The sequence below is a fragment of the Streptomyces viridochromogenes genome, from assembly GCF_001270495.1.
Taxonomy (GTDB): domain Bacteria; phylum Actinomycetota; class Actinomycetes; order Streptomycetales; family Streptomycetaceae; genus Streptomyces; species Streptomyces viridochromogenes_A.
Genome location: NZ_LGUR01000025.1, coordinates 42,033 through 64,869, shown reverse-complemented (window position 1 = coordinate 64,869; position 22,837 = coordinate 42,033). Strand labels below are relative to the sequence as shown.

Sequence of the window (22,837 nt, the reverse complement as noted above, 5' to 3'; positions counted from 1 at the left end):
CGAGAAACTCCTACTGGCGGATCGCCCAACCCCGCTCCCGCAGCGCCGCCGACAACACCGGCGCCGCCTTCGGCTCCACCATCAGCTGCACCAGACCCGCCTGCTGCCCCGTCGCATGCTCGATCCGCACGTCCTCGATGTTGACCCCGGCCCGCCCCGCGTCCGCGAAGATCCGCGCCAGCTGCCCCGGCTGGTCGTCGATCAGGACGGCCACCACCTCGTAGACCCGCGGAGCGGCCCCGTGCTTGCCGGGAACCCGGACCTGCCCGGCGTTCCCCCGCCGCAGCACGCCCGCGATACCGGCCGCGCCCTCCACCCGCTTGTCCTCGTCGGACGACTGCAACGCCCGCAGCGCCCGCACCGCCTCCTCCAGATCGGCGGCGACATCCGTGAGGAGGTCGGCGACCGGCCCCGGGTTCGCGGAGAGGATATCGATCCACATCCCGGGATCGGAGGCCGCGATCCGCGTCACATCTCGAATGCCCTGGCCGGACAGCCGAACGGCCGACTCCTCGGCGTTCTCCAGCCGCGCGGCGACCATGCTGGACATCAGATGCGGCATGTGGGACACGAGCGCGACCGCACGGTCGTGGGCGTCGGCGTCCATCACCACCGGCACGGCACGGCAGTGCGAGACCAGCTCCAGGGCGAGGTTCAGCACCTCGGTGTCGGTGTCGCGGGTCGGCGTCAGCACCCAGGGGCGGCCCTCGAAGAGGTCGCCGGTCGCGGCCAGCGGCCCGGACTTCTCCCGGCCCGACATGGGATGCGTACCGATGTACGACGACAGGTCGAGCCCGAGCGCCTCCAGCTCACGGCGCGGCCCGCCCTTGACGCTGGCCACGTCGAGGTAGCCGCGGGCCGCGCCCCGGCGCATGGCGTCGGCGAGCACCCCGGCCACGTGCGCGGGCGGGGCGGCGACGATCGCGAGGTCCACCGGGCCCTCGGGTGCCTCGTCCGTGCCGGCGCCGAGCGCGGCCGCCGTACGGGCCTGCTCGGGGTCGTGGTCGCAGAGGTGGACGGTGACCCCCCGCCCGGCCAGCGCCAGGGCGGCGGACGTACCGATGAGGCCGGTGCCGATGACGAGTGCGGTTCTCACTGGGCGATGTCCTTGCGGAGGGCGGCCGCGGCGCCGAGGTAGACGTGCGCGATGTCGGCGCGGGGCTTGTCGGACTCGATGTGCGCGAGGACGCGTACGACACGGGGCATGGCGCCCTCGATGTCCAGTTCCTGGGCGCAGATCAGCGGGACGTCGGCGAAGCCGTCGCCGAGCTTGCGGGCGGCGGCCGCCGGGAAGTCGCAATGCAGATCGGGCGTGGCGGTGAACCAGATGCTGATCAGGTCGTCCGCGGTGAGGTCGTTCCGCTCCAGGATCGCGGTGAGCAGGGCCCCGACCTGCTCGTCCATGTGGCCGGCTTCGTCCCGCTCCAGCTGGACGGCCCCCCGGACCGCTCGTACCGCCACGGCGCTGCTCCTTGCTGATGTCTTGCTGTACGGATCGGCTCTTCGACTGTCCAGCCTAGTCAGCCCGGGTCCGGCGGACGTATCGCGCCCGCCCGCTGAGACGGCGGGACCCGGCTTGGCCGGCGGTGAGCCCTGCTCGACGGTCGCCGGATTCAGCAGGCCGGCCTGATGGGCTGGCGGATGTACGAAACATGCGTTTTCTTGCACTCTGTCCTGATTTACTTCTTCTTTGCTGATTTCAGTGCAAAGATGCTGTTGCTCCGCTCGGAGCGACTCCCCGGCCGGTTTCGGAGTGACGACATGACCTACCGTCCGACGCGGCGCACGATCCTCATCGCGACGGGCGCGACAGGCGCGACGGCGCTCGTCGCGGGCTGTGGCGGTTCCGACGGCAACGGCGACTCGACCTCGACCACCTCCCCCGGCCAGGACGGCCAGACCGGCCAGGAAGGCAAGGAACTGGCCACCACGTCCGAGATCCCGGTGGGCGGCGGCACCATCTTCAAGGCCGACGAGGTGGTGGTGACCCAGCCCGAGCAGGGCGAGTTCAAGGCCTTCTCCGCGATCTGCACGCATCAGCAGTGCACGGTCGCGACCGTTGCGGACGGGACGATCAACTGCCCCTGCCACGGCAGCAAGTTCAACATCACGGACGGCTCGGTGGCCCACCCTCCGGCGACCAGGCCGCTGCCCGAGAAGAAGATCACCGTGGACGGAAATTCGATCCGCCTGGTGTGATCCGCCGCGTACGCTCCCGGGCATGCGCCCCGAGAGCCTGGTCCGCGACCACACGATCTACGCCTGCGTGATGGGCTCGCGCGCCTTCGGTCTGGCGACGGACGACAGCGACACCGACCGCCGGGGCGTCTTCCTCGCTCCCACGCCCCTCTTCTGGCGTTTCGACAAGCCGCCCACCCATGTCGACGGCCCACGGGAGGAGCAGTTCAGCTGGGAGCTGGAACGCTTCTGCGAGCTGGCCCTGCGCGCCAACCCGAACATCCTGGAGTGTCTGCACTCCCCGCTCGTGGAGTACGTCGACGACACGGGCCGTGAGCTCCTCGCCCTGCGCGAGGCGTTCCTGTCCCGCCAGGCCCTGGAGACGTTCACGCGCTACGCGCTGGGTCAGCGCAAGAAGCTGGAGGCGGACGTCCGCTCGCACGGCGCCCCGCGCTGGAAGCACGCCATGCACCTGCTGCGCCTCCTGACGAGCGCCCGCGACCTGCTGCGCACCGGCCACCTGACGATCGACGTCGGCGACCAGCGCGCACCGCTGCTGGAGGTCAAGCGCGGTGAGGTCCCCTGGACGGAGGTGGAGTCCCGGATGAGCCGCCTGGCTCGGGAGGCGGAGGAGGCCGCCGACCGCAGCCCGCTCCCGGCCGAGCCGGACCGCAGCCGGGTCGAGGACTTCCTGATCGGCGTCCGCCGCGCGTCAGCTCTCCAGCCGGACCCGTACGACGAAGGCGTGCAGGGCGTCGTAGACCCCCGGAGCGTCGGGAAGCGCTGAGGCCGCCTGCGCCTCGTCCAGCAGGCCGTGCAGCCGCTCGATGTCGGCCGCCACGCGCGCGTGGTCGACGTCGGCGGCCCCGTGCTCCTGCTCGGCCTTGGCGGTGATCAGTTCCGGCAGATAGGCGGGCGCGTCGCCTCCCCCGATCAACGTCGGCAGATGCGGCTGCACCTCGCCACTGCGCATCAGATGGATGCCGGTGAGCAGCACACGGAAGGTGTAGAGCAGCGGCTTCAGCTCGCCGGTATTCTCGAACAGCCGCCACTGGGTGTTGGCGAACCCGCGGTAGTGGTGGGCGTGATGGCTGGTGAGAACGCCGGGCGCGAGCGCGGCCAGCTCGCGATGGACGTCCGTGGTGTGCACGACGAGCGGCGAGAGCAACTGCTCCAGGACATAGCCGTTGCGGCGCAGCATCAGCCGTACGAACTTGCGCAGGTCGTGCGTGACCAGGTCCATCTCGACGCCGTCCCGCACCCACATCCGCGACCGCGTCTCGTCCGGTTCCCGCAGCCCGACGAGGTCGGCGGTCGGCAGCAGGTGCACGCCCCGCAGGTCCACGTCCGAGTCACGCGACGGGAAACCGTACAGATGCGCGCCGGAGACCGTCGCGAACAGCACCGGGTCGGGCTGTTCGGCGACGACGGGCGCGAGGTCGATGTCCAGGGCGTCGATCATCCGTCAAGCGTCCCAGAGCGCTCCGAGGGTCAGCAGGTCACCCCGGTACTCGATCCGGTCCGCCCACTCCGTCGGCCACGCGTCGGCGCCCAGGTGGGCGCCCGCGAACGCGCCGGCCAGGCATGCGATCGAGTCCGAGTCGCCGGACGTGCAGGCGGCCCGGCGCAGGGCCGTCAGCGGCTCGTCGACGAACCACAGGAAGCAGAGCAGCCCGGTGGCCATGGCCTCCTCGGCGATCCAGCCCTCGCCGGTGGCCAGGCAGGGGTCGGTCTCGGGCGAGGCGGTCCGCACGGCCTCCTGAAGGCGGTCCAGGGCTCCCAGGCACTCGTCCCAGCCGCGCGCGATGAAGTGCTCGGGAGTCGGGTCCTGGCTGCGGGTCCACAGGTCGCCGAGCCAGCGCTCGTGGTAGTGGCTGCGGTTGTCGTAGGCGTACGACCGCAGCAGCCCGACCAGTCCGGTCGGCTCGGCGCCCTGCGCGAGGAGGCGTACGGCGTGCGCGGTCAGGTCGGACGCGGCGAGCGCCGTCGGATGTCCGTGGGTGAGGCCGGACTGCAACTGCGCGGCGCCCGCCCGCTGTTCGTCGCTCAGGCCGGGGATGAGCCCGATCGGCGCGACGCGCATGTTGGCGCCGCAGCCCTTGGAGCCGATCTGGCCGGCGTCCTGCCAGAGCCTGCTCTCGTCCTTCAGCAGATTGCAGGCGACGAGGCAGGTCCGGCCCGGCGCCCGGTTGTTCTCCGGTGACTGGTACCAGTCGACGAACTCCTCCCGCACCGGCCGCTCCAGCCGCTTCGGCCCGAGCAGCCCTCGGTCCATCGCCGTCCGCAGCCCCTTCCCCAGCGCCAGCGTCATCTGTGTGTCGTCGGTGACGAGCGCGGGTGTCGGCAGCTCCATCTCGGTCCACGGCCCGCACTTGGCGAGGATCGACGGGACGTCGTCGAACTCGGTCGGGAAGCCGAGCGCGTCCCCGAGGGCGAGGCCGAGCAGGGAGCCGGTGGCGGCGCGCTTGCGAACGGTGGTCGTGGTCATGCGGGGCGTCCTTCCGAGGTCGGCCGGAGCAGGGGCGGGTGGAGGGTGGCGGCGGTGCCGGCGCGGTACAGCGCGGCCGGTTTGCCGCGGCCCCCGGTGAGCCGGGCGGCGCCGGGTACGGGTACGACGAAGCCCGGCGTGGCGAGGACCTTGCGGCGGAAGTTGGGCCGGTCGAGGGCGGTGCCCCACACCGTCTCGTAGACCTGTTGCAGCTCGCCGAGCGTGAACTCGGGCGGGCAGAAGGCGGTGGCGAGAGAGGTGTACTCGAACTTGGCGCCGACGCGGTCGTGGGCGTCGGCCAGGATCCGGTCGTGGTCGAAGGCGAGGGGTCCCGCCGTGTCGTACGGCACCCAGCGCGCCTGTGCCGCGTCGCTGCCGCCGTGCGGTTCGGGAGGATGGGGCAGCAGCGCGGCGAAGGCGACGGTCACGACCCGCATCCGGGGATCGCGGTCGGGTTCGCTGTAGGTCCGCAGCTGCTCCAGGTGCAGTCCGGAGACGTCCGACAGGCCGGTCTCCTCGGCGAGTTCACGCCGCGCCGCCGTCTCCGCCGACTCGTCGGGCTGCACGAAACCGCCGGGCAACGCCCAGTGGCCCTGGTACGGCTCCTGCCCGCGCTCCACGAGCAGGACGTGCAGGACACCGTCGCGGAGGGTGAGGACGGCGAGGTCGGCGGTGACGGCGAAAGGCTCGTGCGCGTACTTGTCGTAGTCCATGCCCATGAGAACGCACCCACCCCCTCAACAGCTTTTATAGTCAGTGCGACTATAAAGAGGGTGGGGGTAACGGCACAACCCCGGTCAGGCAAAGGACTCGCGACGGCCCAGGAAGGCCAGCAGCCGGACATCGGCACGCGCGCGTGGCGGCACCTCGACCGGTGCGGCGAACCGCACTCCCCGGTCATCCTCCGCGGCCACACAGCGGGCGACGTTCAACAACTCGGCGGCGAGCGCGACCGGGATGGGCCTCGGCCGGCCGCATGCCTGGGCGACGTCCCAGCCGTGCACGGCGATCTCGACGGCGCCCACGGCTCCCATGACCCGCACGTCCAGCTGCCGCTCACCGACCAGGACACGCTCCCCGGCGGGCCCGGCCGCCCAGGCGCCGAGCACCGCGCACGCGCGCGTACGGAAGCCGCAGACGGGGTCGGCACTCGGGTACAGCCCGATCCGCCCGCCGGTCAGGCCCTCGTACAAGGCGTCCAACGAGTCGTCGAGGTGCCCGAGCAGCTCCCCCAGATCCCACTCGGCGCACGGCGTCCCGCGCGTCAGGCTCCCCACCTCCACACCCGCGACGCCGCCGAGCGCGTAGGCGAGCGAACGCTCCAGCAGCTCGCCGGAGTTCATGACAGGCCCCGCAAGGCCCTCAGCGGCCCCTCAGGCGCCGTATGGGCCGCCTCCCGGGTCTTCGGTCGCCCGCACTCCCCGCGATCCACCGTGGTCGTCCTCATGCCCGCTCCCTTCGTCACGGATACAGACCGGCGCAGGGGCGAAAACACATCGGCCGGTCCCGGGGCACCACCCGGAACCGGCCTGCACGCACGCGTACGGACTACGGGAAATACCGCACCACGGGACTACAGCACTACGGGACTACAGATCGACTTCCTGCATCAGCATGCCGACCTCGGTGTTCGACAGCCGCCGCAGCCAGCCCGACTTCTGGTCGCCGAGGGTGATCGGCCCGAAGGAGGTGCGCACCAGCTTCTCGACGGGGAAGCCCGCCTCCGCCAGCATGCGGCGCACGATGTGCTTGCGGCCCTCGTGCAGGGTGACCTCGACCAGGTAGTTCTTGCCGGTCTGCTCGACGACCCGGAAGTGGTCCGCGCGCGCGTAGCCGTCCTCCAACTGGATGCCGTCCTTGAGCTTCTTGCCCAGGTCGCGCGGGATCGGGCCGACGATGGCCGCGAGGTAGGTCTTCTTGACGCCGTACTTGGGGTGGGTGAGGCGGTGGGCCAGCTCGCCGTGGTTGGTGAGCAGGATGACGCCCTCGGTCTCGGTGTCGAGGCGCCCGACGTGGAAGAGCCGGGTCTCGCGGTTGGTGACGTAGTCGCCGAGGCACTGACGGCCCTCGGGGTCCTCCATCGTCGAGACGACACCGGCGGGCTTGTTGAGCGAGAAGAACTGGTACGACTGCGTGGCGACCGTCAGGCCGTCGACCTTGACCTCGTCCTTCTCCGGGTCGACCCGCTTGCCCTGCTCCAGCACGATCTCGCCGTTGACCTCGACCCGCGCCTGCTCGATCAGCTCCTCGCAGGCACGCCGGGAGCCGTAGCCCGCGCGCGCGAGCACCTTCTGCAGGCGCTCGCCCTCCTGCTCGGCACCCGGGAAGGTCTTGGGCAGCTTGACGTCCTTCTTGCCCGCGTAGCGCTCGCGGTTGCGCTCCTCGGCACGGGCGTCGTACTCGCGGGAGGTCGCCGGAGCCGAGCGGCCCCGGCCGGTGCCGCGCTGCTGGCCCTGCTTGGGCCCGCCCTTGGCGCCGCCGCGCGCCGAAGCACCACGCCCCGACTTCGGGCCGTCCTGGGTGGCGCCGGGGCCTACGTCGTAGCGCCTCTCCTCCGGGCGCGGCTTCTTCGGCCGGCCGCCCTGCTTGTCGTCGCGGTTGTTACCAGCGCCGCGGTAATTACCGCGGCCACCGCTGCTCCCGCCGCGGCCGCCGCTGTTGCCACCACGGCTCCCGCCGTTGTTTCCGCTGCTGTTCCTGCCGCTGCTGCTTCGCATCAAAGTTCCGTCTTGTCGTCTGCGTCCTCGGAATCCGGAGCGTCCGGATCGAACGACGGGACTCCTTCCAGCGTCTCGGCCTCGATCGCCTCCGCCTCCGGGAGGAAGGGCGCGAGCTCCGGGAGCTCGTCCAGGCCGCGCAGGCCCATTCGCTCCAGGAAGTAGTTCGTCGTCCTGTACAGGATCGCACCTGTTTCGGGTTCCGTGCCCGCCTCCTCGACCAGCCCGCGCTGAAGGAGGGTGCGCATGACCCCGTCGCAGTTCACTCCGCGCACGGCCGAGACCCGGCTGCGGCTCACCGGCTGGCGGTACGCGACGACCGCGAGCGTCTCCAGCGCGGCCTGGGTGAGCCGGGCGGTCTGCCCGTCCAGCACCAGCCGCTCGACGGCGGCGGCGTACTCGGGGCGGGTGTAGAAACGCCAGCCGCCCGCGACGAAGCGCAGCTCGAAGCCGCGCCCCTGCACGGCGTAGTCGTCCGCCAGCTCCCGCAGGGCGTCGGCGATCTGCCGGCGCGGCCGCTCCAGGAGCTTCGCGAGGCGCTCCTCGGTCGCGGGTTCGTCCACGACCATGAGCATCGCCTCCAGGGCGGGCTTGAGGTCGAGGTCGGCGACGGTACGCAGCCCGGCCGGAAGCTCGGTTGTGTCCTCACTCACGCCTTCTTCTCCTCCTTGGGCAGCTCGGGCGGCCGGTCGAACTCGTCGGTCACCGTGGGCGCCTCTTCCCCGTCGCCACCGGTCCAGCGCACGACGAGCTCCCCCAGCGCGGTCTCCTGGTCGAGGGCCACGGCCTTCTCCCGGTACAGCTCCAGCAGAGCCAGGAAGCGCGCTACGACGGTGAGGGTGTCGTCGGTGTCCTCGACGAGCGCCCGGAAGCTGGCCTCGCCGAGCTCCTTGAGCCGTGCGACGACGATCCCGGCCTGCTCCTGCACGCTCACCAGCGGCGCGTGGATGTGATCGACGTACACCTGCGGCTTGGGCTTGGGCTGCATCGCCTTGACCGCGAGCCTGGCGAATCCTTCCGCCCCGATGCTGATGACGACTTCGGGCAGCAGCTCGGCGTGGTGCGGCTCCAGCCCGACGGTCCGCGGATAGCGCCGGGCCTCGTCGTCGAGCCGCCGGCTGAAGATGTCGGCGATCTGTTTGTACGCCCGGTACTGCAGCAGCCGCGCGAACAGCAGGTCCCTCGCCTCCAGCAGCGCGAGGTCGGCCTCGTCCTCCACCTCGGCGGCGGGCAGCAGCCGGGCCGCCTTCAGATCGAGCAAGGTGGCCGCGACCACGAGGAACTCGGTCGTCTCGTCCAGATCCCAGTCCGGCCCCATCGCCCGGATGTGGGCCATGAACTCGTCGGTCACCTTGGACAGAGCGACTTCGGTGACGTCGAGCTTGTGCTTGGAGATCAGCTGGAGGAGGAGATCGAAGGGGCCCTCGAAGTTGGAGAGCCGGACCTTGAAGACGCCGTCGTCGGATTCCTCGGACGGGGCGGGCCGGGGCTCGGCAGCTGAAGCCGCGGGCGCCGGATCAGGCTCGCCGGCCTGAGGTTCCGGTTCCGGCTCAACGACTTCGGGTTCCGGTACGAGGACCTCGGGATCCGGCTGCGGAACGACCACTTCCGGCTCGGGAACGGCAATCCGGGGCTCCGGCTTCACCGGCTCCGGAACCGCCACAGGAACCGGCTCGACCGGCGGAGCCTCCGGCGCCGCCCCCGGCCCCCGCCCCAGCGCACGCCGCCGACCGGCTGCTGCGCCGGAGGCCGAGGCGGGAACGTCGTTCGAGGTCATGGCCCCCGCAGGCTACCGCTACCGCCCGCGCAGCCGTCGTACGAGGATGCTCGCGTCCCCGCGGGACTCCAGATCGGCCAGCACCACGGCCACCGCCTCGCGGACGATCCGCCCGCGGTCGACGGCCAGCCCGTGCTCACCCCGGAGCACCAGACGGGCGTGCTCCAGATCCATGAGCTCCTCCGCGGAGACGTACACGGTGATCTTCTCGTCATGCCGCTCCCGCCCACTGGGCCGCCGCGAGGGATTCCGGCCCCGCTTGCGCGGCGCGGCGGCGGAGGCTGAAGCAGCGGCACCGGACCCGGCGGAACCGCCGGAGGCACCCGCGGCAGAACCTTCCTGCACCCCCTGACGCCGCCCGGAGCGCTCCCCGGCCGCGGCCCGGCTGCGCGACTCACCGGCGTCGACCGACTCCGCGTCGGCCGCCACATGTTCCGCGCCGTCGCCGTCACCGCCCTGCACGGGCACCGACTGCGGCACGTCCTCCGCGGCGGCAGCGGCATCGCCCTCCCCCGCGGGAGCCGGCACCCGGGCCTCGCCGTTGGCGGGGCGCCGGGGAGTGGACGGCTGGAGCGCCATACCCCCTGTCGTACGGAACAGTTCGTCGGCCCCCGGCAGACTCACTCGGCGTGACACCGGGCGAGCACCTCCCTGGCGAGCTGGCGATAGGCGGCGGCACCGACGGAGTTGGAGGCGTACGTGGTGATCGGCTCACCGGCGACCGTGGTCTCCGGGAACCGGACCGTGCGCCCGATGACCGTGTGGTACACGTGGTCGTCGAAGGCCTCGACCACACGGGCCAGGACCTCGCGGCTGTGGACCGTGCGCGAGTCGTACATCGTGGCGAGGATCCCGTCGAGCTCCAGCTCCGGGTTGAGCCGCTCCTGGACCTTCTCGATGGTCTCCGTCAGCAGCGCGACACCTCGCAGGGCGAAGAACTCGCACTCCAGGGGCACGATCACCTTGTGGGCGGCCGTCAGCGCGTTCACCGTGAGCAGGCCCAGCGAGGGCTGGCAGTCGATCACGATGAAGTCGTAGTCGGGCAGCAGCGGCTTCAGGGCGCGCTGGAGCGTCGACTCGCGCGCGACCTCGCTCACCAGCTGGACCTCGGCGGCGGACAGGTCGATGTTGCTCGGGAGCAGGTCCATGTTGGGGACCGCCGTCTTCAGGAGCACCTCGTCGGCCGACATGCCCCGCTCCATGAGCAGGTTGTAGACCGTGAGGTCGAGCTCCATCGGATTGACGCCGAGTCCGACCGAGAGCGCGCCCTGGGGGTCGAAGTCGACGAGCAGGACCCGGCGTCCGTATTCCGCGAGAGCCGCACCCAGGTTGATGGTCGACGTCGTCTTGCCGACGCCGCCCTTCTGGTTGCACATCGCGATGATCTTCGCGGGGCCGTGGTCGGTCAGCGGACCCGGGATCGGGAAGTACGGCAGCGGACGCCCGGTCGGGCCGATGCGCTCGCGGCGCTGGCGGGCAGCGTCGGGCGCGAGGGTGGCCGCGTACTCGGGGTCGGGCTCGTACTCCGCGTCGGGGTCGTAGAAGTGCCCGTCGGGCAGTTCGTCGTAGTCGGCGAATTGGTTGTGGGGCGCGCCACTTCCGTCGCCGGCCATGGCGTTCACGTGATGGCCATCCATGCTCTGGTGTGCTGTCTGAGTCAACCCTGAGATCTGGTGACTCTGGTGGGCTGCGAAGGTGCGCACCGCAACGGAGCCGACAGCCTCGAATCCCGCGGGACCCTGGCCCCGTACCGGCATTCCTGGTTGACCACCCCCGGGAGAAAATGTCGACTCATTCACAAGTCGTCTTACCTCCTTGGTGACCAGGAAACTTCTAGACAGGTCAGCGTGGCACCATGCCGACGGTTGGCGACTCTATGGCGTGTCGGTGGTCCGCAGCAACACAATCCGCCGGACCGAGCAGATGTGTCGACAATGAAACAACCCGCTGTCAAGGGCGTACGGCCGTCGCACAGCAGGTTTCACGGGTGTGCGAATCGGGCGAAGGGTTGCGTTCGAGGCGAGTTGACCGAGAGTCGCAAAGTGACCATACACACATCCGGCCGGACCTTTTCGGGCAAGGTCCGGCCGGGTGCGTGCGGTTGACGACTTGTGTTGACGTATCGCCTTTACCAGATAGTGACTTAACCGATCGGGCTTCCGAACGGCTCAGCCGAGCAGCGTTTCGAGCTCCACGTGCTCCAGGCCGTGCGCCTCCGCGACCTCCCGGTAAACCACCTTGCCGTCATGCGTGTTGAGGCCCTTGGCCAGCGCGGCGTCGCGGCGCAGCGCCTCGACCCAGCCCTTGTCGGCGAGTTCGAGGATGTACGGCAGCGTGGCGTTGGTCAGCGCGTAGGTGGAGGTGTTGGGCACCGCGCCCGGCATGTTGGCGACGCAGTAGAAGACCGAGTTGTGGACCGGGAAGGTCGGCTCGGCGTGCGTGGTGGGACGCGAGTCCTCGAAGCAACCGCCCTGGTCGATCGCGATGTCGACAAGGACACTTCCCGGCTTCATCCGGGAGACCAGCTCGTTGGTGACCAGCTTCGGGGCCTTGGCGCCCGGGATGAGGACGGCGCCGATGACGAGGTCGGCCTCAAGGCAGGCCTTCTCCAGCTCCAGGGCGTTGGAGACGACGGTCTGGATCTTCGTACCGAAGATCTTGTCCGCCTCCTTGAGCTTGTTGATGTCCTTGTCGAGCAGGGTCACGTGGAAGCCCATGCCGATGGCGATCTGCGCGGCGTTCCAGCCGGAGACGCCACCGCCGATGACGACGGCACGGCCGGCCAGCACGCCCGGGACGCCGCCCGGCAGCACACCGCGGCCGCCGTTGGCGCGCATCAGGTGGTAGGCGCCGACCTGCGGGGCGAGCCGGCCCGCGACCTCGGACATGGGGGCGAGCAGCGGCAGGGCCCGGGAGGGCAGCTCGACCGTCTCGTAGGCGATCGCCGTGGTGCCGGACTCGACGAGGGCGTCCGTGCACTCCTTGGAGGCGGCCAGGTGCAGGTAGGTGAAGAGCGTCTGGTCCTTGCGGAGGCGGTGGTACTCCTCGGCGATGGGCTCCTTGACCTTGAGCAGCAGGTCGGCCGCGGCCCAGACCTCGTCGGCGGTCGGCAGGATCTGCGCGCCCGCGGCGACGTACTCGCTGTCCGGGATCGACGAGCCGACACCGGCGCCCTGCTCGATGACGACCTGGTGGCCGTGGCGCACCAGCTCCAGCACGCCGGCGGGGGTGATGGCCACCCGGAACTCGTTGTTCTTGACCTCGCGGGGGATGCCGACCTTCACGTCGATCACGGTCCTTGGCTCAGAGGGTGTGGGGCATTACAAGACATACCCAGGCATGCGGGGGCACACCGGGGTACACCGCAGGAGAAGGTGCGGCAGAGCCAGTCTAATGAAGGTGTTCCCGCTGTCTAGCCTTTCATTGCATCAATCTTCAGCGGATGTACTACGGATTTCGCAGGCGTTAGCTCCGTGTTCCGGCTCGAAAGCGTCTTGCTGGGGCTCAGGCTCGGCCGCATCGGACTCCCGAGGCTCCTCCTTCAGCATCCGCTCGGCCGCGCCGCGGTGCAGCTGCGCGGCCGATGAATCACCGAGGCGGTCCAGGGTGTCGGCGAGCCGCAGATGCAGGGCCCCCTGCAGCCGTACGTCCTCGGCGCGCCGCGCCCACTCCACCGCCTCCTGGCAGGTGCGCAGCGACTCCTCGGGCCGTCCGGCGTACTCCTGGACCCGCGCCAGCTCGCTCAACGCCCGTGCGTGCCCGGCGACATCGCCGTTCTTGCGGTGCCCGGCGATGGCGGCCCGCCAGCTGCGCAGCGCGTCGCCGTACCGGCCCGCATAGGTGTGCGCCTCGCCGATACGGCCGTACAGCCGGGCGGCGTCGGGCCGCTCGCCCCGGGCCAGCCGCTGGACCAGGGCACGGCCGAACCAGTCGGCGGCCCGGTCGTAGTCCCCGAGCTCCAGATGGGCGCCGCCTACGGATTCCATCGCGCGGCCGGTCGCATACGGGTCATTCGCTTCCCACCCGGCGTCCAGCGCGGCCCGGAACCGCACCAGCGCCTCCCGGGTACGTCCCGTCCGGGCGTCGAGATCGCCGAGGTTCAGCAGGGCGGCGGCCTTCTCGCGGGGCAGGTGTCGGCGCTCGGCCACGTCGAGGACGAGCCCGTGGATGTCGTACAGGTCAGCGGCGGCCGCCTGGGTACCGAAGTGCGCGACCATCGCCCTGACCAGCTGGGACATCAGACGGCGGGCGAGGGTGTCCAGCTCCCCGTCGGCGACCGCGGCACGGGCCGAGGCGAGCAGGGCGGGCCGGCGGATGCTGAGCCAGTCGGCGGCCGCCCGCGGGTTGGGGAAGCGCAGGGCCTGGGGCATGCCGAGGAGCTTCTGGCGGATCTCGGGGCTGTCGGTCTCGGTGATCGCCCGGCAGGACTGGAGCAGCCGTACGGTCCGCTCCAGCATCCGGGCGCGGGCGAGCTGGAGCTCGGCGGGGCGGTCCTGGGTCTCGGTGAGGGCCCTCAGGAACCGGTGCAGACACGCCGGGACCTCGTACTGCGGCAACGGCGAGTCCACGGTGCGCAACAGGCCGATGGCGACGATGTCGTCCAGGGTGGCGCGGGCACCGTCCACCGAGCAGCCGGCCAGCGCGGAGGCGGTGTGCGGGTCGACGAGGCCGCCCGGGGCGAGGGTGAGCAACCGCAGCATCCGGGCGGCGGGCGTCGGCAGGGCGCCGTAGACGAGGCGGAAGACCCGGCCGAGCGGTGTGCCCTCCTCGCCCTCGGCACGCAGTTGCTTGGCGAAGTCGGAGACGGCCACCTTGGGACGGGCGGCGAGCCAGCCGCCGGCCAGCGTCAGCGCGGCCGGATGGCCCTGGCACTCCTCGACGAGGCCCTCGGCGGCCCGCGGATCGACGGTGATCCGGACCGAGCCGGCATGCCGGGACAGCAGTTCCACCGCCGACTTGGTGTCGAGCCCGCCGAGCGTGCAGGGCCGCACGTCCGAGATCCCGGTCAGCGGGCCGTCGGACACGGCTACGGCCAGGCACTCCGGGGCGTCCGGCAGCAGGGCGTCGACCTGCTCGGCCGTGGCCGCGTCGTCGAGCAGGAGCAGGACCCGGCGGCCGGCGAGGGCCTCGCGGAGCGCCGCCGTCAGGTCGTCCTCGGCGGCGCCGGCGGGGGTCGGCCGGTCCAGGGCGGTGAGCAGGGCGCGGGCGGTGCGCGCGACGGGGACGGGGGTGCCGTCGGGCTCGCTCAGGCGGGCGCGCAGCACACCGTCCGCGTAACGGTCCGCCACCTGCCGTACGAGTTCCTCGGCGAGCGCCGTGCGGCCCGAGCCGGGGCGGCCCGCGATGAGCAGCACGCGCGCGCGTGGCACCTTGCGGCCGGAGAGGGTGTCCAGGCCCGCGCGCTCGATGTCGGCGCGCAGCTCCTTCAATTCGCGGGTGCGGCCCAGGAATTGGTGCGCGGCGGAAGCCTGGGCGAACACCTGCACGCCGCCTGTGTCCACGACCTGATCCGTCACGGGGCCACACTCCCGTCCCACCACGCGCGCAAGCCCGCCGGGACTCCGGTTCGGGCGTTTCCCGAGCCTAGTTCACGCTCTGCGACGATCCGGGCGCAGCACGGCGGACACATCCCCCGACCGGATCAGCAGATGGTAGGACCGGCACCGTCAAAGGGGCGTCACGGCAACGCCCCTCAGGGGCGCGGGGAACCGCGCGACAAGCCACAACGGCGTCGCAGCCAGCAGATCACCGCACCCCTACGGCGCATCCGCACCGCGCTTCCAGCGGAGCGCTACGCCTCGAAGGGCCGCGCGGGCCACTCCACATCCGCCGACCGCAGCCCGTCAAGCCCGCCGGAGGCACGCGCGGCGACCAGCGACAGGACGCCCACGACGAGGCAGTTGTTGTGCAGCTCGCCCGCGAGGACGCTCCGGACCAGTTCGTCGACCGGCACGCGCGCGTGCTCCATGTCGGCCTCCTCGTCCTCCACCTCGAAGCGGTCGCCGTCCGCCTCGGACAGGCCACGGGCGAGGAAGATGCGCACGGCCTCGTCGCAACCGCCGGGGGTCGTGTAGACATCCGTCAGCACCCGCCAGTCCTCGGCCTTGACGTGCGCCTCCTCGTACAGCTCACGCTGCGCGGCGTGCAGCGGGTTCTCGCCCGGGATGTCGAGCAGCCCGGCCGGGATCTCCCACAGCTTCTCGCGCACGGGGTGGCGGTACTGCTTGATGAGCAGGACGCGGTCCTCGTCGTCCAGGGCGAGGACGGCGACGGAGCCCGGGTGGACCTGGTAGTCGCGTCGCACCACCGAGCCGTCGGGCATGACCACGTCGTCCGTGCGGACGGAGGTCTTGTTGCCCACGAAGGGGGTGTCCGTCGCCCGGATCTCCCACTCCTCGGGGGTGTCCTTGATCGTCATGCCCTGCCCTTCCACGTGCGCAAACGAAAACCGGGGTGCCCACCTTTGAAGGTTTGCACCCCGGCCACCGTACAACTGTCGTGCTACTTCGAATTCCTGCCGACGCCCTCGCCCTGCTGGGGTGCGCCCTCAGCCCGCTGGCGCTCGACGGACGCCTTCACCAGCCCGGCGAAGAGCGGGTGCGGACGCGTCGGGCGCGAGCGCAGTTCGGGGTGGGCCTGCGTGGCCACCAGGTAAGGGTGGACCTCGCGCGGGTACTCCACGTACTCCACGAGCTTGCCGTCGGGCGACGTGCCGGAGAACAGGATGCCGGCCTTCTTCTCCAGCTCCGCGCGGTAGGCGTTGTTCACCTCGTACCGGTGACGGTGCCGCTCCTCGACGTACTCCTTGCCGTCGTACACCTCACGCACGATCGAGCCCTCGGCCAGCTTGGCCGGGTACATGCCCAGCCGCATGGTGCCGCCCATGTCACCCTCGCCGGCGACGATGTCGAGCTGCTCGGCCATGGTGGAGATGACCGGGTGGCCGGTGGCCGGGTCGAACTCGGTGGAGTTGGCGTCGCCGATGTCGGCCAGGTTGCGGGCCGCCTCGATCACGATGCACTGGAGGCCGAGGCACAGACCGAGCAGCGGGATCCGGTTCTCACGGGCGTACTTGATCGCGCCGACCTTGCCGAGGACGCCGCGGTCGCCGAAGCCGCCCGGGATGCAGATGCCGTCGACGTCGGCGAGCTGCTGCTTGGCGCCGGCCGGGGTCTTGCAGTCGTCGGACGTGACCCACTTGATCTTGACGCGGGCCCTGTTGGCGAAGCCGCCGGCCCGCAGCGCCTCGGTGACCGAGAGGTAGGCGTCGGGCAGGTCGATGTACTTGCCGACCAGCGCGAGGGTGATCTCGTGGTCGGGGTTGTGGACGCGGTCGAGCAGGTCGTCCCAGGTCGTCCAGTCAACGTCGCGGAACGGCAGGTCCAGCTTGCGGACGACGTAGGCGTCCAGACCCTCGCCGTGCACGGTCTTCGGGATGTCGTAGATGGAGCGGGCGTCGGGGCACGCGACAACAGCGGCCTCGTCGACGTCGCACATCAGGCTGATCTTCCGCTTGATCGCGGTCGGCACCTCGCGGTCGCAGCGCAGCACGATCGCGTCTGGCTGGATACCGATGTTGCGCAGAGCCGCAACCGAGTGCTGGGTCGGCTTCGTCTTCAGCTCTCCCGAGGGGCCGATGTACGGCAGGAGCGAGATGTGGACGACGAAGACGTTGTCACGACCGACCTCGTGACGGACCTGGCGGACGGTCTCCAGGAACGGCAGCGACTCGATGTCGCCGACCGTGCCGCCGACCTCCGTGATCACGACGTCGACCTCGTCCGTCGCCATGCGGCGGATGCGGTGCTTGATCTCGTTGGTGATGTGCGGGATGACCTGCACGGTGTCGCCGAGGTACTCGCCGCGCCGCTCCTTGGCGATCACGGTGTTGTACACCTGGCCGGTGGTGACGTTCGCCGAGCCGTCCAGGTCGCGGTCGAGGAAGCGCTCGTAGTGGCCGATGTCCAGGTCGGTCTCGGCGCCGTCGTTGGTGACGAACACCTCGCCGTGCTGGAAGGGGTTCATCGTGCCAGGGTCGACATTGAGGTACGGGTCGAGTTTCTGCATCACGACGCGCAGACCCCGCGCCTTGAGGAGCATGCCGAGGCTGGAGGCCGTCAGGCCCTTGCCGAGCGAGGAGGCGACACCCCCGGTGACGAAGATGTGCTTGGTCGTCGTGGATTTTGGCATGGCCAAGAGGGGGCTCCCGTGGTCGCGATCTTGAAGTGCGGTTCGGGGGTCTTCACGCCCACCGGTCCACGGGCTACCAGGGTATCAGCGACTAGGACCGATGGCTTCCGGCCACGCTCCGCACACGAGTCGGCACGGATCCGCACGTCCCACCGATTTCCCACCCATCACTCACCCGCTGCTCACCCGTTCGGCCGACCCGGGTTGCCCGGAGCGGCACGCAGATCATCTACGTGCGTCGTATCCTGCTCGGACATTCGCTGCCGGGCCCGGCCGGTAACACGGCACCACCCCTCGCCCGTAACCACCGGAACAACGAGAGCTCGTCAGTTCGTTGAGCAGAGATTGTCGGGAAGAGACTGTCGTTTTGCCTCACGGCCGAGACGGCTGCTTTGCTTCACCGCTCAACGACGCATTACAAAACCCACCCCTTGACCGCACTAAGCGAGAGCCCCCTTGCCAGAAGAGGGGGCGACGTGGCCGTTCGACTGGAGTTGCACGTGGCCGGGCGCATCGAAGACTACGCACTCATCGGAGACATGCAGACAGCGGCGCTGGTCTGCCGGGACGGCACAGTGGACTGGCTGTGCCTGCCCCGCTTCGACTCGCATGCCATCTTCGCCGGGCTGCTGGGCACCGAGGAACACGGCTTCTGGCGGCTCGGCCCCGCCCACGCCTCCGACGCCCCGCCGCCCACCGCGGCCCGGCGCAGCTACCGCGGCGACTCGCTGATCCTGGAGTCCGAGTGGGACACGCCGCGCGGCACGGTCCGGGTGATCGACTTCATGCCCCCGCGTGACGGCGCGCCGCAGCTGATCCGGATCGTGGAGGGCGTCTCGGGCCGGGTGCCGATGCGCTCGGCGCTCCGGATGCGTTTCTCGTACGGGCGGGTCGTGCCGTGGGTGCACAAGCACGAGGGCCGTACGGTCGCCGTCGCCGGTCCGGACTCGGTGTGGTTCGACGCGGAGACCGAGACCTACGGCAAGTCGCTGACGACGTACTCGGACTTCACGGTCGCCCCGGGTGAGCGGATCGCCTTCACCATCTCCTGGGAGCCCTCGCACAAGCAGCCGCCCGCGCTGCCGGAGCCGGAGCAGTCGCTGGCGGCGACGGAGGACTTCTGGCGCGAGTGGGTCGAGCACTGCACGTACCACGGCCCGTACCGCGAGGCGGTGATCCGCTCGCTGATCACGCTGAAGGCGCTGACGTACGCCCCGACCGGCGGCATCGTCGCGGCGCCCACCACCTCCCTGCCGGAGGACATCGGCGGCGTCCGCAACTGGGACTACCGCTACACCTGGCTGCGCGACGCGGCCATCACCCTGTCCTCGCTGCTGCGCACCGGCTACCGCGAGGAGGCCCGCGCCTGGCGCGAGTGGCTGCTGCGGGCGGTCGCGGGCGACCCGGAGAACCTGCAGATCATGTACGGCATCGCCGGCGAGCGCGAGCTGGGCGAGGCCGAGCTGGACTGGCTGCCCGGCTATGAGACCTCCGCACCCGTCCGGGTCGGCAACGGCGCCGCGCACCAGCTCCAGCTGGACGTGTACGGCGAGGTCACCGAGGCCCTGCACCTGGCCCATATGACGGGCCTGGCCCGCAACGACTACGCCTCGCTGCTCCAGCTCAAGCTCATCCGCTACCTGGAGGACCACTGGGACGAGCCGGACGAGGGCATCTGGGAGGTGCGCGGCCCGCGCCGCCACTTCGTGCACTCCAAGGTGATGGCCTGGGTCGCCGTCGACCGCACCATCAAGCTCATCGAGTCCGGCGACGCCGACGGCCCGCTGGAGCGGTGGCGCGAGCTGCGCGACGACATCCACCGGGACGTGTGCGAGAAGGGCTACGACAAGGAACGCAACACCTTCACGCAGTCGTACGGCTCGAAGGAGCTGGACGCCTCGCTGCTGCTGATCCCGCAGATGGGCTTCCTGCCGCCGGACGACAAGCGCGTCATCGGCACCATCGAGGCGATCCAGCGCGAGCTGTCCACCTCGGACGGGTTCATCCTGCGCTACCCGACGCAGGGCGACGACGAGGGCGTCGACGGCCTCCCCGGCGACGAGGGGGCCTTCCTCGCCTGCTCGTTCTGGATGGCGGACGACCTGGCGATGATCGGCCGCGTCGACGAGGCCCGCAAGCTGTTCGAGAAGCTGCTGTCGCTGCGCAACGACCTCGGTCTGCTCGCCGAGGAGTGGGACCCGCGCCTCCAGCGCCAGGTCGGCAACTTCCCGCAGGCCTTCAGCCACGTTCCGCTGATCGACACGGCGCTGCGGCTGACGGCGTCGGGGGCCTACGGCGGCTGAACAGGTGTAGGTTTCCAAATCCCGTGGCCACTTTCCATGATCGATGGCCACCGCGTGGCCAAAAGGCCACGGGAATGGAAACCATGCTCCGTGGACGAGTAGTTCCCCTCTTCGTGTAAAGGACCTCCCCGGTCGGCGTCTCCACTTCTGGCCGGGGCAGGACCCCAGCGTTCGGTGGCTAGTGAGGCCGCTCGGAAATCGCGGGGTTGGTGGGGTCCGATGGGTGCAGCTGTTGCCGCGCCGGTACGGCTGAGTGTCCGGCGTGATGACGGGGCCGTTGTGGAGGACCTGGAGTGGCAGTTGGTGCCGCTCGGGCTGCTGCGGGAGGCGCGGCCGTGGCGGACGTTCCGCTGGTTCAAGGGGCAGCAGCACTACTCGGGCACCTACTGGTCGGCCACCATGGGCGACCACGTCATCTACGAGTCGCGGCTTGAGCTGAGGCGGCTGCTGTTCGCCGACTTCGCCCCGGAGGTGCGGCACATCGTCGCCCAGCCGTCAAGGCCGGAATCGATGGCAAGGTCCGCAAGCACATCCCGGACTATCTGCTGCTGACGGACGACGGTCCGGTGGTCGTGGACGTCAAGCCGCGGCACCGGCTTGAGAAGCCGGAGGTTGCCGTCACCCTCGACTGGACCCGGGAGGCGGTCACGTCGCGTGGGTGGCGGTACGAGGTATGGAGCGAGCCCGATCCGCACGTACTGGAGAACGTCCGGTTCCTGGCCGGCTACCGCCGCTCCTGGCTGTTGGACCCTGATTTGATCGCCACGCTGAGGGCCGCAGATCTGGACGAAATGCCGCTGGGCGATGCCTTCCGGCTGCTGCCACAGTCTCCCCGGCCGCTGGTGAAGTCCGCAGTGCTGCACCTCCTGTGGTCCGGCCATGTGACGACCGCGCTGGACCGGCCGCTGAGCGCGGGGCACGTGCTGCGGAGGGCCGCATGAGCGGGGCGGGGACGAAGCTGGGTGTAGGGACGCACCTCCGGCTGGACGGCGAGACGGTCGAAGTGGTGGAGTTCGCCAGCCTGGCCACGGGCATGGAGGTCGTCCTCAAGGACGGCCGTGACCGGCTGGCCCGGATGTCGCTGCGTGAGCTGCTGACCTCCGATCGCGCCGAGCTGATCCACGACAGGGCGGGCCCGTCGTCCACCGACGACGAGGACCTCGCGGCCGTCGTGCTGAACCGGCTGACCAAGGAGGAGAAGGAGGAAGTCCTGGAGCGGGCTGAGCATGTCCGGGAGATGCTGACGGGCTACCGCTCCGGCAGTGAGGACCTTCCGCGGCCCGACGAGCCACGGCCTCAGTACGCCCCTGGCCTGCCGCTGAAGGCCCGGTACAAGGCCAAGGCGGCGGAACTGGGGGTGTCCGCCCGGTCGACGCGCCGGTGGGCACAGGCCTTCCGCGAGCACGGCGAGGCTGGTCTGGTTCCGAGGGCGGCACGGGCGAACGGCGGACTGAGCAATGCCGATCCGCGCTGGGTCGAGGCCGCGGAGGAGGTGCTGAACGAGTACGAGGAGGAGTCACGGCCCTCCGTGAAGGTGGTGCTGGAGGAAGTCGAGGCTCGCGTCAAGATCAAATTCAAGCTGGTCAAGGTGCCGGTGCCGCCGCAGACAACGGCCTATCGGTGGATGCAGTAGCTAGAGCGTCGCCATCCGACATTCCGGTTGAGTACGCAGCGCAACCGGGACATCGCCAACCGCCCCCGAGGCGTCTACGGGAAGCTGCGGCCCACGCGGCCAGGCGAGTACGTGCTGATGGCCCCGGCGCGGATGGCCGCGCGGCAGTTGCTCGTCATCACGGTCCTCCGTTCAGCCTCGCAGTCGCCACTGACAGCCGGGTCCGTTCGCATCAGCTACGGAACCCGCACCGGGTCAAGTCCCAGACCCTCAGACGCCAAATTCAGAAATTCCGGTGCTGAGCGGTCTGAAGTAGCAGGAGTGGGCATCTCTTGCGCGAGTGGGCCGCTCAGGCGGATACGAGGACGATGCACTTCTGCTCGTACAGCTTCGTTATGACTTCTTCCCATCGTTCACGACGGGGGCGGGACCAGCACAAAGCCCATGCTGGGGCGTCGGCCGTCCGGATCACTGCGGCGAGAGAGTCGAGGATCGTCAATACGCGCGGAACACCGAGGGGAACCTTGCCCCCGACATGCGCTCGATCAATCTCGTCTTGGCCGCGCTCGGCGTCTTGGTTTCGGAACCGCGTCAGCGCGTCCTCACTGCGCAATACGCCGTTTTGGTGGGTCAGCAGGTGCCGCAGCTCCCTGGCCCATGACACCTCGTCGGTCTCGACTTCAGTTCCGAGTACCTTGTGTGAACTGACCAGGGTCTTCCATCCCGGCGACTCGAACTTCGGCGGGGTGGCCAGTTTGATGGTGTGCTGCTTTCCGTCGAGGATGAGGGCCGAGCCAAGGGCTTCCTCTAGGGCCTTCTCCAGGTACACCTCGAACGCGGTGACCGCGTTCTTGACGACCGATGCTTCGGTAATCCAGGCGTAGGAGTGAGGCCAGAGTCCGTCGACGGCGTCCTCAAAGATGTCAAGGTGCTCGTCTCCGTAGTGCCGGTCTGGGTCGAAGCGTGCGGCGAAGGACTCCTCAGCTTCGTTCCAGGTCTGCTGGTAGGCCTTGTCCGACCACTGGGTGGATAGCCGGAGGAAGGCACGGTTCTCCCGATCGTTCCACTTCCAGTCATCGAACGCCCGGCTGACTGTGCCGCTGTCCTCGTTCCATGTCATGGATCGAGAGTAGAGAGCCAACCTCCGCCGCCCCAGGGGGTTTTCACAGCAGGTGCGACTCCCCCGAACAGACGATCTGGTCGCGGGCGACCTGGCGACGTGCCCGGATGGTTGGTACTTCGACGCGGCCGAGCACGCCGGTGCCAGCGCAGTATCCGCCCGCCACCTGCACAGCATCGGCCGGTCCCGCCATGCCGGTACGCATTCACGGATGTCCTCGCCGTGCGCAGGCCCGCTTCGACCGGGTCAAGGTCATGGGTCCCCATCGGCCGGCCGGCAGGGTGCCGTCGCGGCCATCAGCCGCTGGACGAGGCCGCCCGAATCGACTCCACCTTGTTCGCCTTCCCGACGACATGGCGGCGACGTGTTGGGGGGCCTCATGCCCGAAGCGGCCGGTCCCTGATCGACAACGACTCGGCAGTGACCCGGTAGCTCAGCTCGGCAGCGCCTCA

At 70.1% G+C, this 22,837-nt stretch carries 23 protein-coding genes; 6 read left to right on the top strand and 17 right to left on the bottom strand.

Features of this window, described 5'->3' with window-relative positions:
• Positions 1-10 precede the first annotated feature (10 nt).
• Positions 11-1,096 (bottom strand): prephenate dehydrogenase, encoded by a 1,086-nt coding sequence (locus ADK36_RS05300; protein WP_048582488.1) that lies wholly within the window; start codon positions 1,094-1,096, stop codon positions 11-13.
• The gene (aroH, locus tag ADK36_RS05295) at positions 1,093-1,461 is read right to left on the bottom strand and encodes a chorismate mutase (RefSeq protein ID WP_048582489.1); all 369 of its coding nucleotides are present in this window, start codon (positions 1,459-1,461) and stop codon (positions 1,093-1,095) included. The genes ADK36_RS05300 and aroH overlap by 4 nt, the downstream gene beginning before the upstream one ends.
• Positions 1,462-1,641: 180 nt before the next feature.
• Between aroH and ADK36_RS05290 the strand changes: the two genes are divergently transcribed.
• Entirely contained in the window at positions 1,642-2,199 is a 558-nt protein-coding gene (locus tag ADK36_RS05290) for a Rieske 2Fe-2S domain-containing protein (protein ID WP_425315306.1), read from the top strand.
• 22 nt (positions 2,200-2,221) lie between these two features.
• The gene (locus ADK36_RS05285; RefSeq protein WP_048582491.1) at positions 2,222-2,965 is read left to right on the top strand and encodes a nucleotidyltransferase domain-containing protein; all 744 of its coding nucleotides are present in this window, start codon (positions 2,222-2,224) and stop codon (positions 2,963-2,965) included.
• Here ADK36_RS05285 and ADK36_RS05280 read toward each other — a convergent pair.
• The 13 genes from ADK36_RS05280 to ADK36_RS05220 all read right to left on the bottom strand — a co-directional run bounded on the left by ADK36_RS05280 (position 2,891) and on the right by ADK36_RS05220 (position 17,350).
• Positions 2,891-3,640: a nucleotidyltransferase domain-containing protein gene (locus tag ADK36_RS05280; protein WP_048582492.1), complete on the bottom strand. Its 750-nt coding sequence runs from the start codon at positions 3,638-3,640 to the stop codon at positions 2,891-2,893. The genes ADK36_RS05285 and ADK36_RS05280 overlap by 75 nt on opposite strands.
• A gap of 3 nt (positions 3,641-3,643) precedes the next feature.
• Entirely contained in the window at positions 3,644-4,666 is a 1,023-nt protein-coding gene (locus ADK36_RS05275) for an ADP-ribosylglycohydrolase family protein (RefSeq protein WP_048582493.1), read from the bottom strand.
• Positions 4,663-5,379 (bottom strand): NUDIX hydrolase, encoded by a 717-nt coding sequence (locus ADK36_RS05270; protein ID WP_048582534.1) that lies wholly within the window; start codon positions 5,377-5,379, stop codon positions 4,663-4,665. Before ADK36_RS05270 ends, ADK36_RS05275 begins: the two co-directional genes overlap by 4 nt.
• An 84-nt stretch (positions 5,380-5,463) precedes the next feature.
• On the bottom strand, positions 5,464-6,009 hold the full coding sequence (locus ADK36_RS05265; RefSeq protein WP_048582494.1) for a TIGR03086 family metal-binding protein: 546 nt from the start codon (positions 6,007-6,009) through the stop codon (positions 5,464-5,466).
• Positions 6,010-6,255: 246 nt separating this feature from the next.
• Positions 6,256-7,383, bottom strand: coding sequence for a pseudouridine synthase (locus ADK36_RS05260; protein WP_048582495.1), 1,128 nt, complete (start codon positions 7,381-7,383; stop codon positions 6,256-6,258).
• Complete coding sequence (scpB, locus tag ADK36_RS05255; RefSeq protein ID WP_048582496.1) at positions 7,383-8,036, bottom strand: SMC-Scp complex subunit ScpB; 654 nt, start codon at positions 8,034-8,036, stop codon at positions 7,383-7,385. The genes ADK36_RS05260 and scpB overlap by 1 nt, the downstream gene beginning before the upstream one ends.
• Positions 8,033-9,160 (bottom strand): segregation and condensation protein A, encoded by a 1,128-nt coding sequence (locus ADK36_RS05250; RefSeq protein WP_078916303.1) that lies wholly within the window; start codon positions 9,158-9,160, stop codon positions 8,033-8,035. The genes scpB and ADK36_RS05250 overlap by 4 nt, the downstream gene beginning before the upstream one ends.
• 18 nt (positions 9,161-9,178) lie before the next feature.
• A complete protein-coding gene (locus ADK36_RS05245; RefSeq protein ID WP_048582497.1) occupies positions 9,179-9,796 on the bottom strand; it encodes a hypothetical protein in 618 nt (205 codons plus the stop codon).
• Complete coding sequence (locus tag ADK36_RS05240; protein ID WP_078916304.1) at positions 9,781-10,917, bottom strand: ParA family protein; 1,137 nt, start codon at positions 10,915-10,917, stop codon at positions 9,781-9,783. Before ADK36_RS05240 ends, ADK36_RS05245 begins: the two co-directional genes overlap by 16 nt.
• A gap of 411 nt (positions 10,918-11,328) precedes the next feature.
• Complete coding sequence (gene ald, locus ADK36_RS05235) at positions 11,329-12,453, bottom strand: alanine dehydrogenase (protein ID WP_048582498.1); 1,125 nt, start codon at positions 12,451-12,453, stop codon at positions 11,329-11,331.
• 135 nt (positions 12,454-12,588) lie between these two features.
• Positions 12,589-14,676 (bottom strand): tetratricopeptide repeat protein, encoded by a 2,088-nt coding sequence (locus ADK36_RS05230; protein ID WP_053196536.1) that lies wholly within the window; start codon positions 14,674-14,676, stop codon positions 12,589-12,591.
• Between the two features lie 275 nt (positions 14,677-14,951).
• On the bottom strand, positions 14,952-15,578 hold the full coding sequence (locus ADK36_RS05225; protein WP_053196534.1) for an NUDIX domain-containing protein: 627 nt from the start codon (positions 15,576-15,578) through the stop codon (positions 14,952-14,954).
• Between the two features lie 83 nt (positions 15,579-15,661).
• A complete protein-coding gene (locus tag ADK36_RS05220; RefSeq protein WP_048582501.1) occupies positions 15,662-17,350 on the bottom strand; it encodes a CTP synthase in 1,689 nt (562 codons plus the stop codon).
• Positions 17,351-17,850: 500 nt separating this feature from the next.
• Here ADK36_RS05220 and ADK36_RS05215 point away from each other — a divergent pair, with 500 nt between their 5' ends.
• From ADK36_RS05215 to ADK36_RS05205, 4 genes are all read left to right on the top strand, one after another.
• A complete protein-coding gene (locus tag ADK36_RS05215) occupies positions 17,851-19,653 on the top strand; it encodes a glycoside hydrolase family 15 protein (protein ID WP_048582502.1) in 1,803 nt (600 codons plus the stop codon).
• A 219-nt stretch (positions 19,654-19,872) separates the two neighbouring features.
• Positions 19,873-20,205 carry a hypothetical protein gene (locus ADK36_RS49940; protein ID WP_234329680.1) on the top strand — a complete coding sequence of 111 codons (333 nt, stop codon included), beginning with the start codon at positions 19,873-19,875 and terminating at the stop codon, positions 20,203-20,205.
• A gap of 14 nt (positions 20,206-20,219) precedes the next feature.
• Positions 20,220-20,594: a TnsA-like heteromeric transposase endonuclease subunit gene (locus ADK36_RS05210; protein ID WP_234329679.1), complete on the top strand. Its 375-nt coding sequence runs from the start codon at positions 20,220-20,222 to the stop codon at positions 20,592-20,594.
• Positions 20,591-21,286, top strand: coding sequence for a helix-turn-helix domain-containing protein (locus ADK36_RS05205; RefSeq protein WP_053196532.1), 696 nt, complete (start codon positions 20,591-20,593; stop codon positions 21,284-21,286). The genes ADK36_RS05210 and ADK36_RS05205 overlap by 4 nt, the downstream gene beginning before the upstream one ends.
• A gap of 328 nt (positions 21,287-21,614) precedes the next feature.
• Here ADK36_RS05205 and ADK36_RS05200 read toward each other — a convergent pair whose 3' ends face one another.
• Together ADK36_RS05200 and ADK36_RS48690 are read right to left on the bottom strand one after the other, a co-directional pair.
• The gene (locus ADK36_RS05200; protein WP_048582504.1) at positions 21,615-22,385 is read right to left on the bottom strand and encodes a hypothetical protein; all 771 of its coding nucleotides are present in this window, start codon (positions 22,383-22,385) and stop codon (positions 21,615-21,617) included.
• A 43-nt stretch (positions 22,386-22,428) separates the two neighbouring features.
• A complete protein-coding gene (locus ADK36_RS48690; protein WP_159029180.1) occupies positions 22,429-22,590 on the bottom strand; it encodes a hypothetical protein in 162 nt (53 codons plus the stop codon).
• Positions 22,591-22,837 lie beyond the last annotated feature (247 nt).

Bases quoted from the DNA above. Each gene is read 5' to 3' on its own strand.
- ADK36_RS05290 (WP_425315306.1), top strand. From the start codon at position 1,642: ATGTACGAAACATGCGTTTTCTTGCACTCTGTCCTGATTTACTTCTTC.
- ADK36_RS05285 (WP_048582491.1), top strand. From the start codon at position 2,222: ATGCGCCCCGAGAGCCTGGTCCGCGACCACACGATCTACGCCTGCGTG.
- ADK36_RS05280 (WP_048582492.1), bottom strand. From the start codon at position 3,640: ATGATCGACGCCCTGGACATCGACCTCGCGCCCGTCGTCGCCGAACAG.
- ADK36_RS05275 (WP_048582493.1), bottom strand. From the start codon at position 4,666: ATGACCACGACCACCGTTCGCAAGCGCGCCGCCACCGGCTCCCTGCTC.
- ADK36_RS05270 (WP_048582534.1), bottom strand. From the start codon at position 5,379: ATGGACTACGACAAGTACGCGCACGAGCCTTTCGCCGTCACCGCCGAC.
- ADK36_RS05265 (WP_048582494.1), bottom strand. From the start codon at position 6,009: ATGAACTCCGGCGAGCTGCTGGAGCGTTCGCTCGCCTACGCGCTCGGC.
- ADK36_RS05260 (WP_048582495.1), bottom strand. From the start codon at position 7,383: ATGCGAAGCAGCAGCGGCAGGAACAGCAGCGGAAACAACGGCGGGAGC.
- ADK36_RS05250 (WP_078916303.1), bottom strand. From the start codon at position 9,160: ATGACCTCGAACGACGTTCCCGCCTCGGCCTCCGGCGCAGCAGCCGGT.
- ADK36_RS05240 (WP_078916304.1), bottom strand. From the start codon at position 10,917: ATGCCGGTACGGGGCCAGGGTCCCGCGGGATTCGAGGCTGTCGGCTCC.
- ADK36_RS05225 (WP_053196534.1), bottom strand. From the start codon at position 15,578: ATGACGATCAAGGACACCCCCGAGGAGTGGGAGATCCGGGCGACGGAC.
- ADK36_RS05220 (WP_048582501.1), bottom strand. From the start codon at position 17,350: ATGCCAAAATCCACGACGACCAAGCACATCTTCGTCACCGGGGGTGTC.
- ADK36_RS49940 (WP_234329680.1), top strand. From the start codon at position 19,873: ATGGGTGCAGCTGTTGCCGCGCCGGTACGGCTGAGTGTCCGGCGTGAT.
- ADK36_RS05205 (WP_053196532.1), top strand. From the start codon at position 20,591: ATGAGCGGGGCGGGGACGAAGCTGGGTGTAGGGACGCACCTCCGGCTG.
- ADK36_RS05200 (WP_048582504.1), bottom strand. From the start codon at position 22,385: ATGACATGGAACGAGGACAGCGGCACAGTCAGCCGGGCGTTCGATGAC.
- ADK36_RS48690 (WP_159029180.1), bottom strand. From the start codon at position 22,590: ATGCGTACCGGCATGGCGGGACCGGCCGATGCTGTGCAGGTGGCGGGC.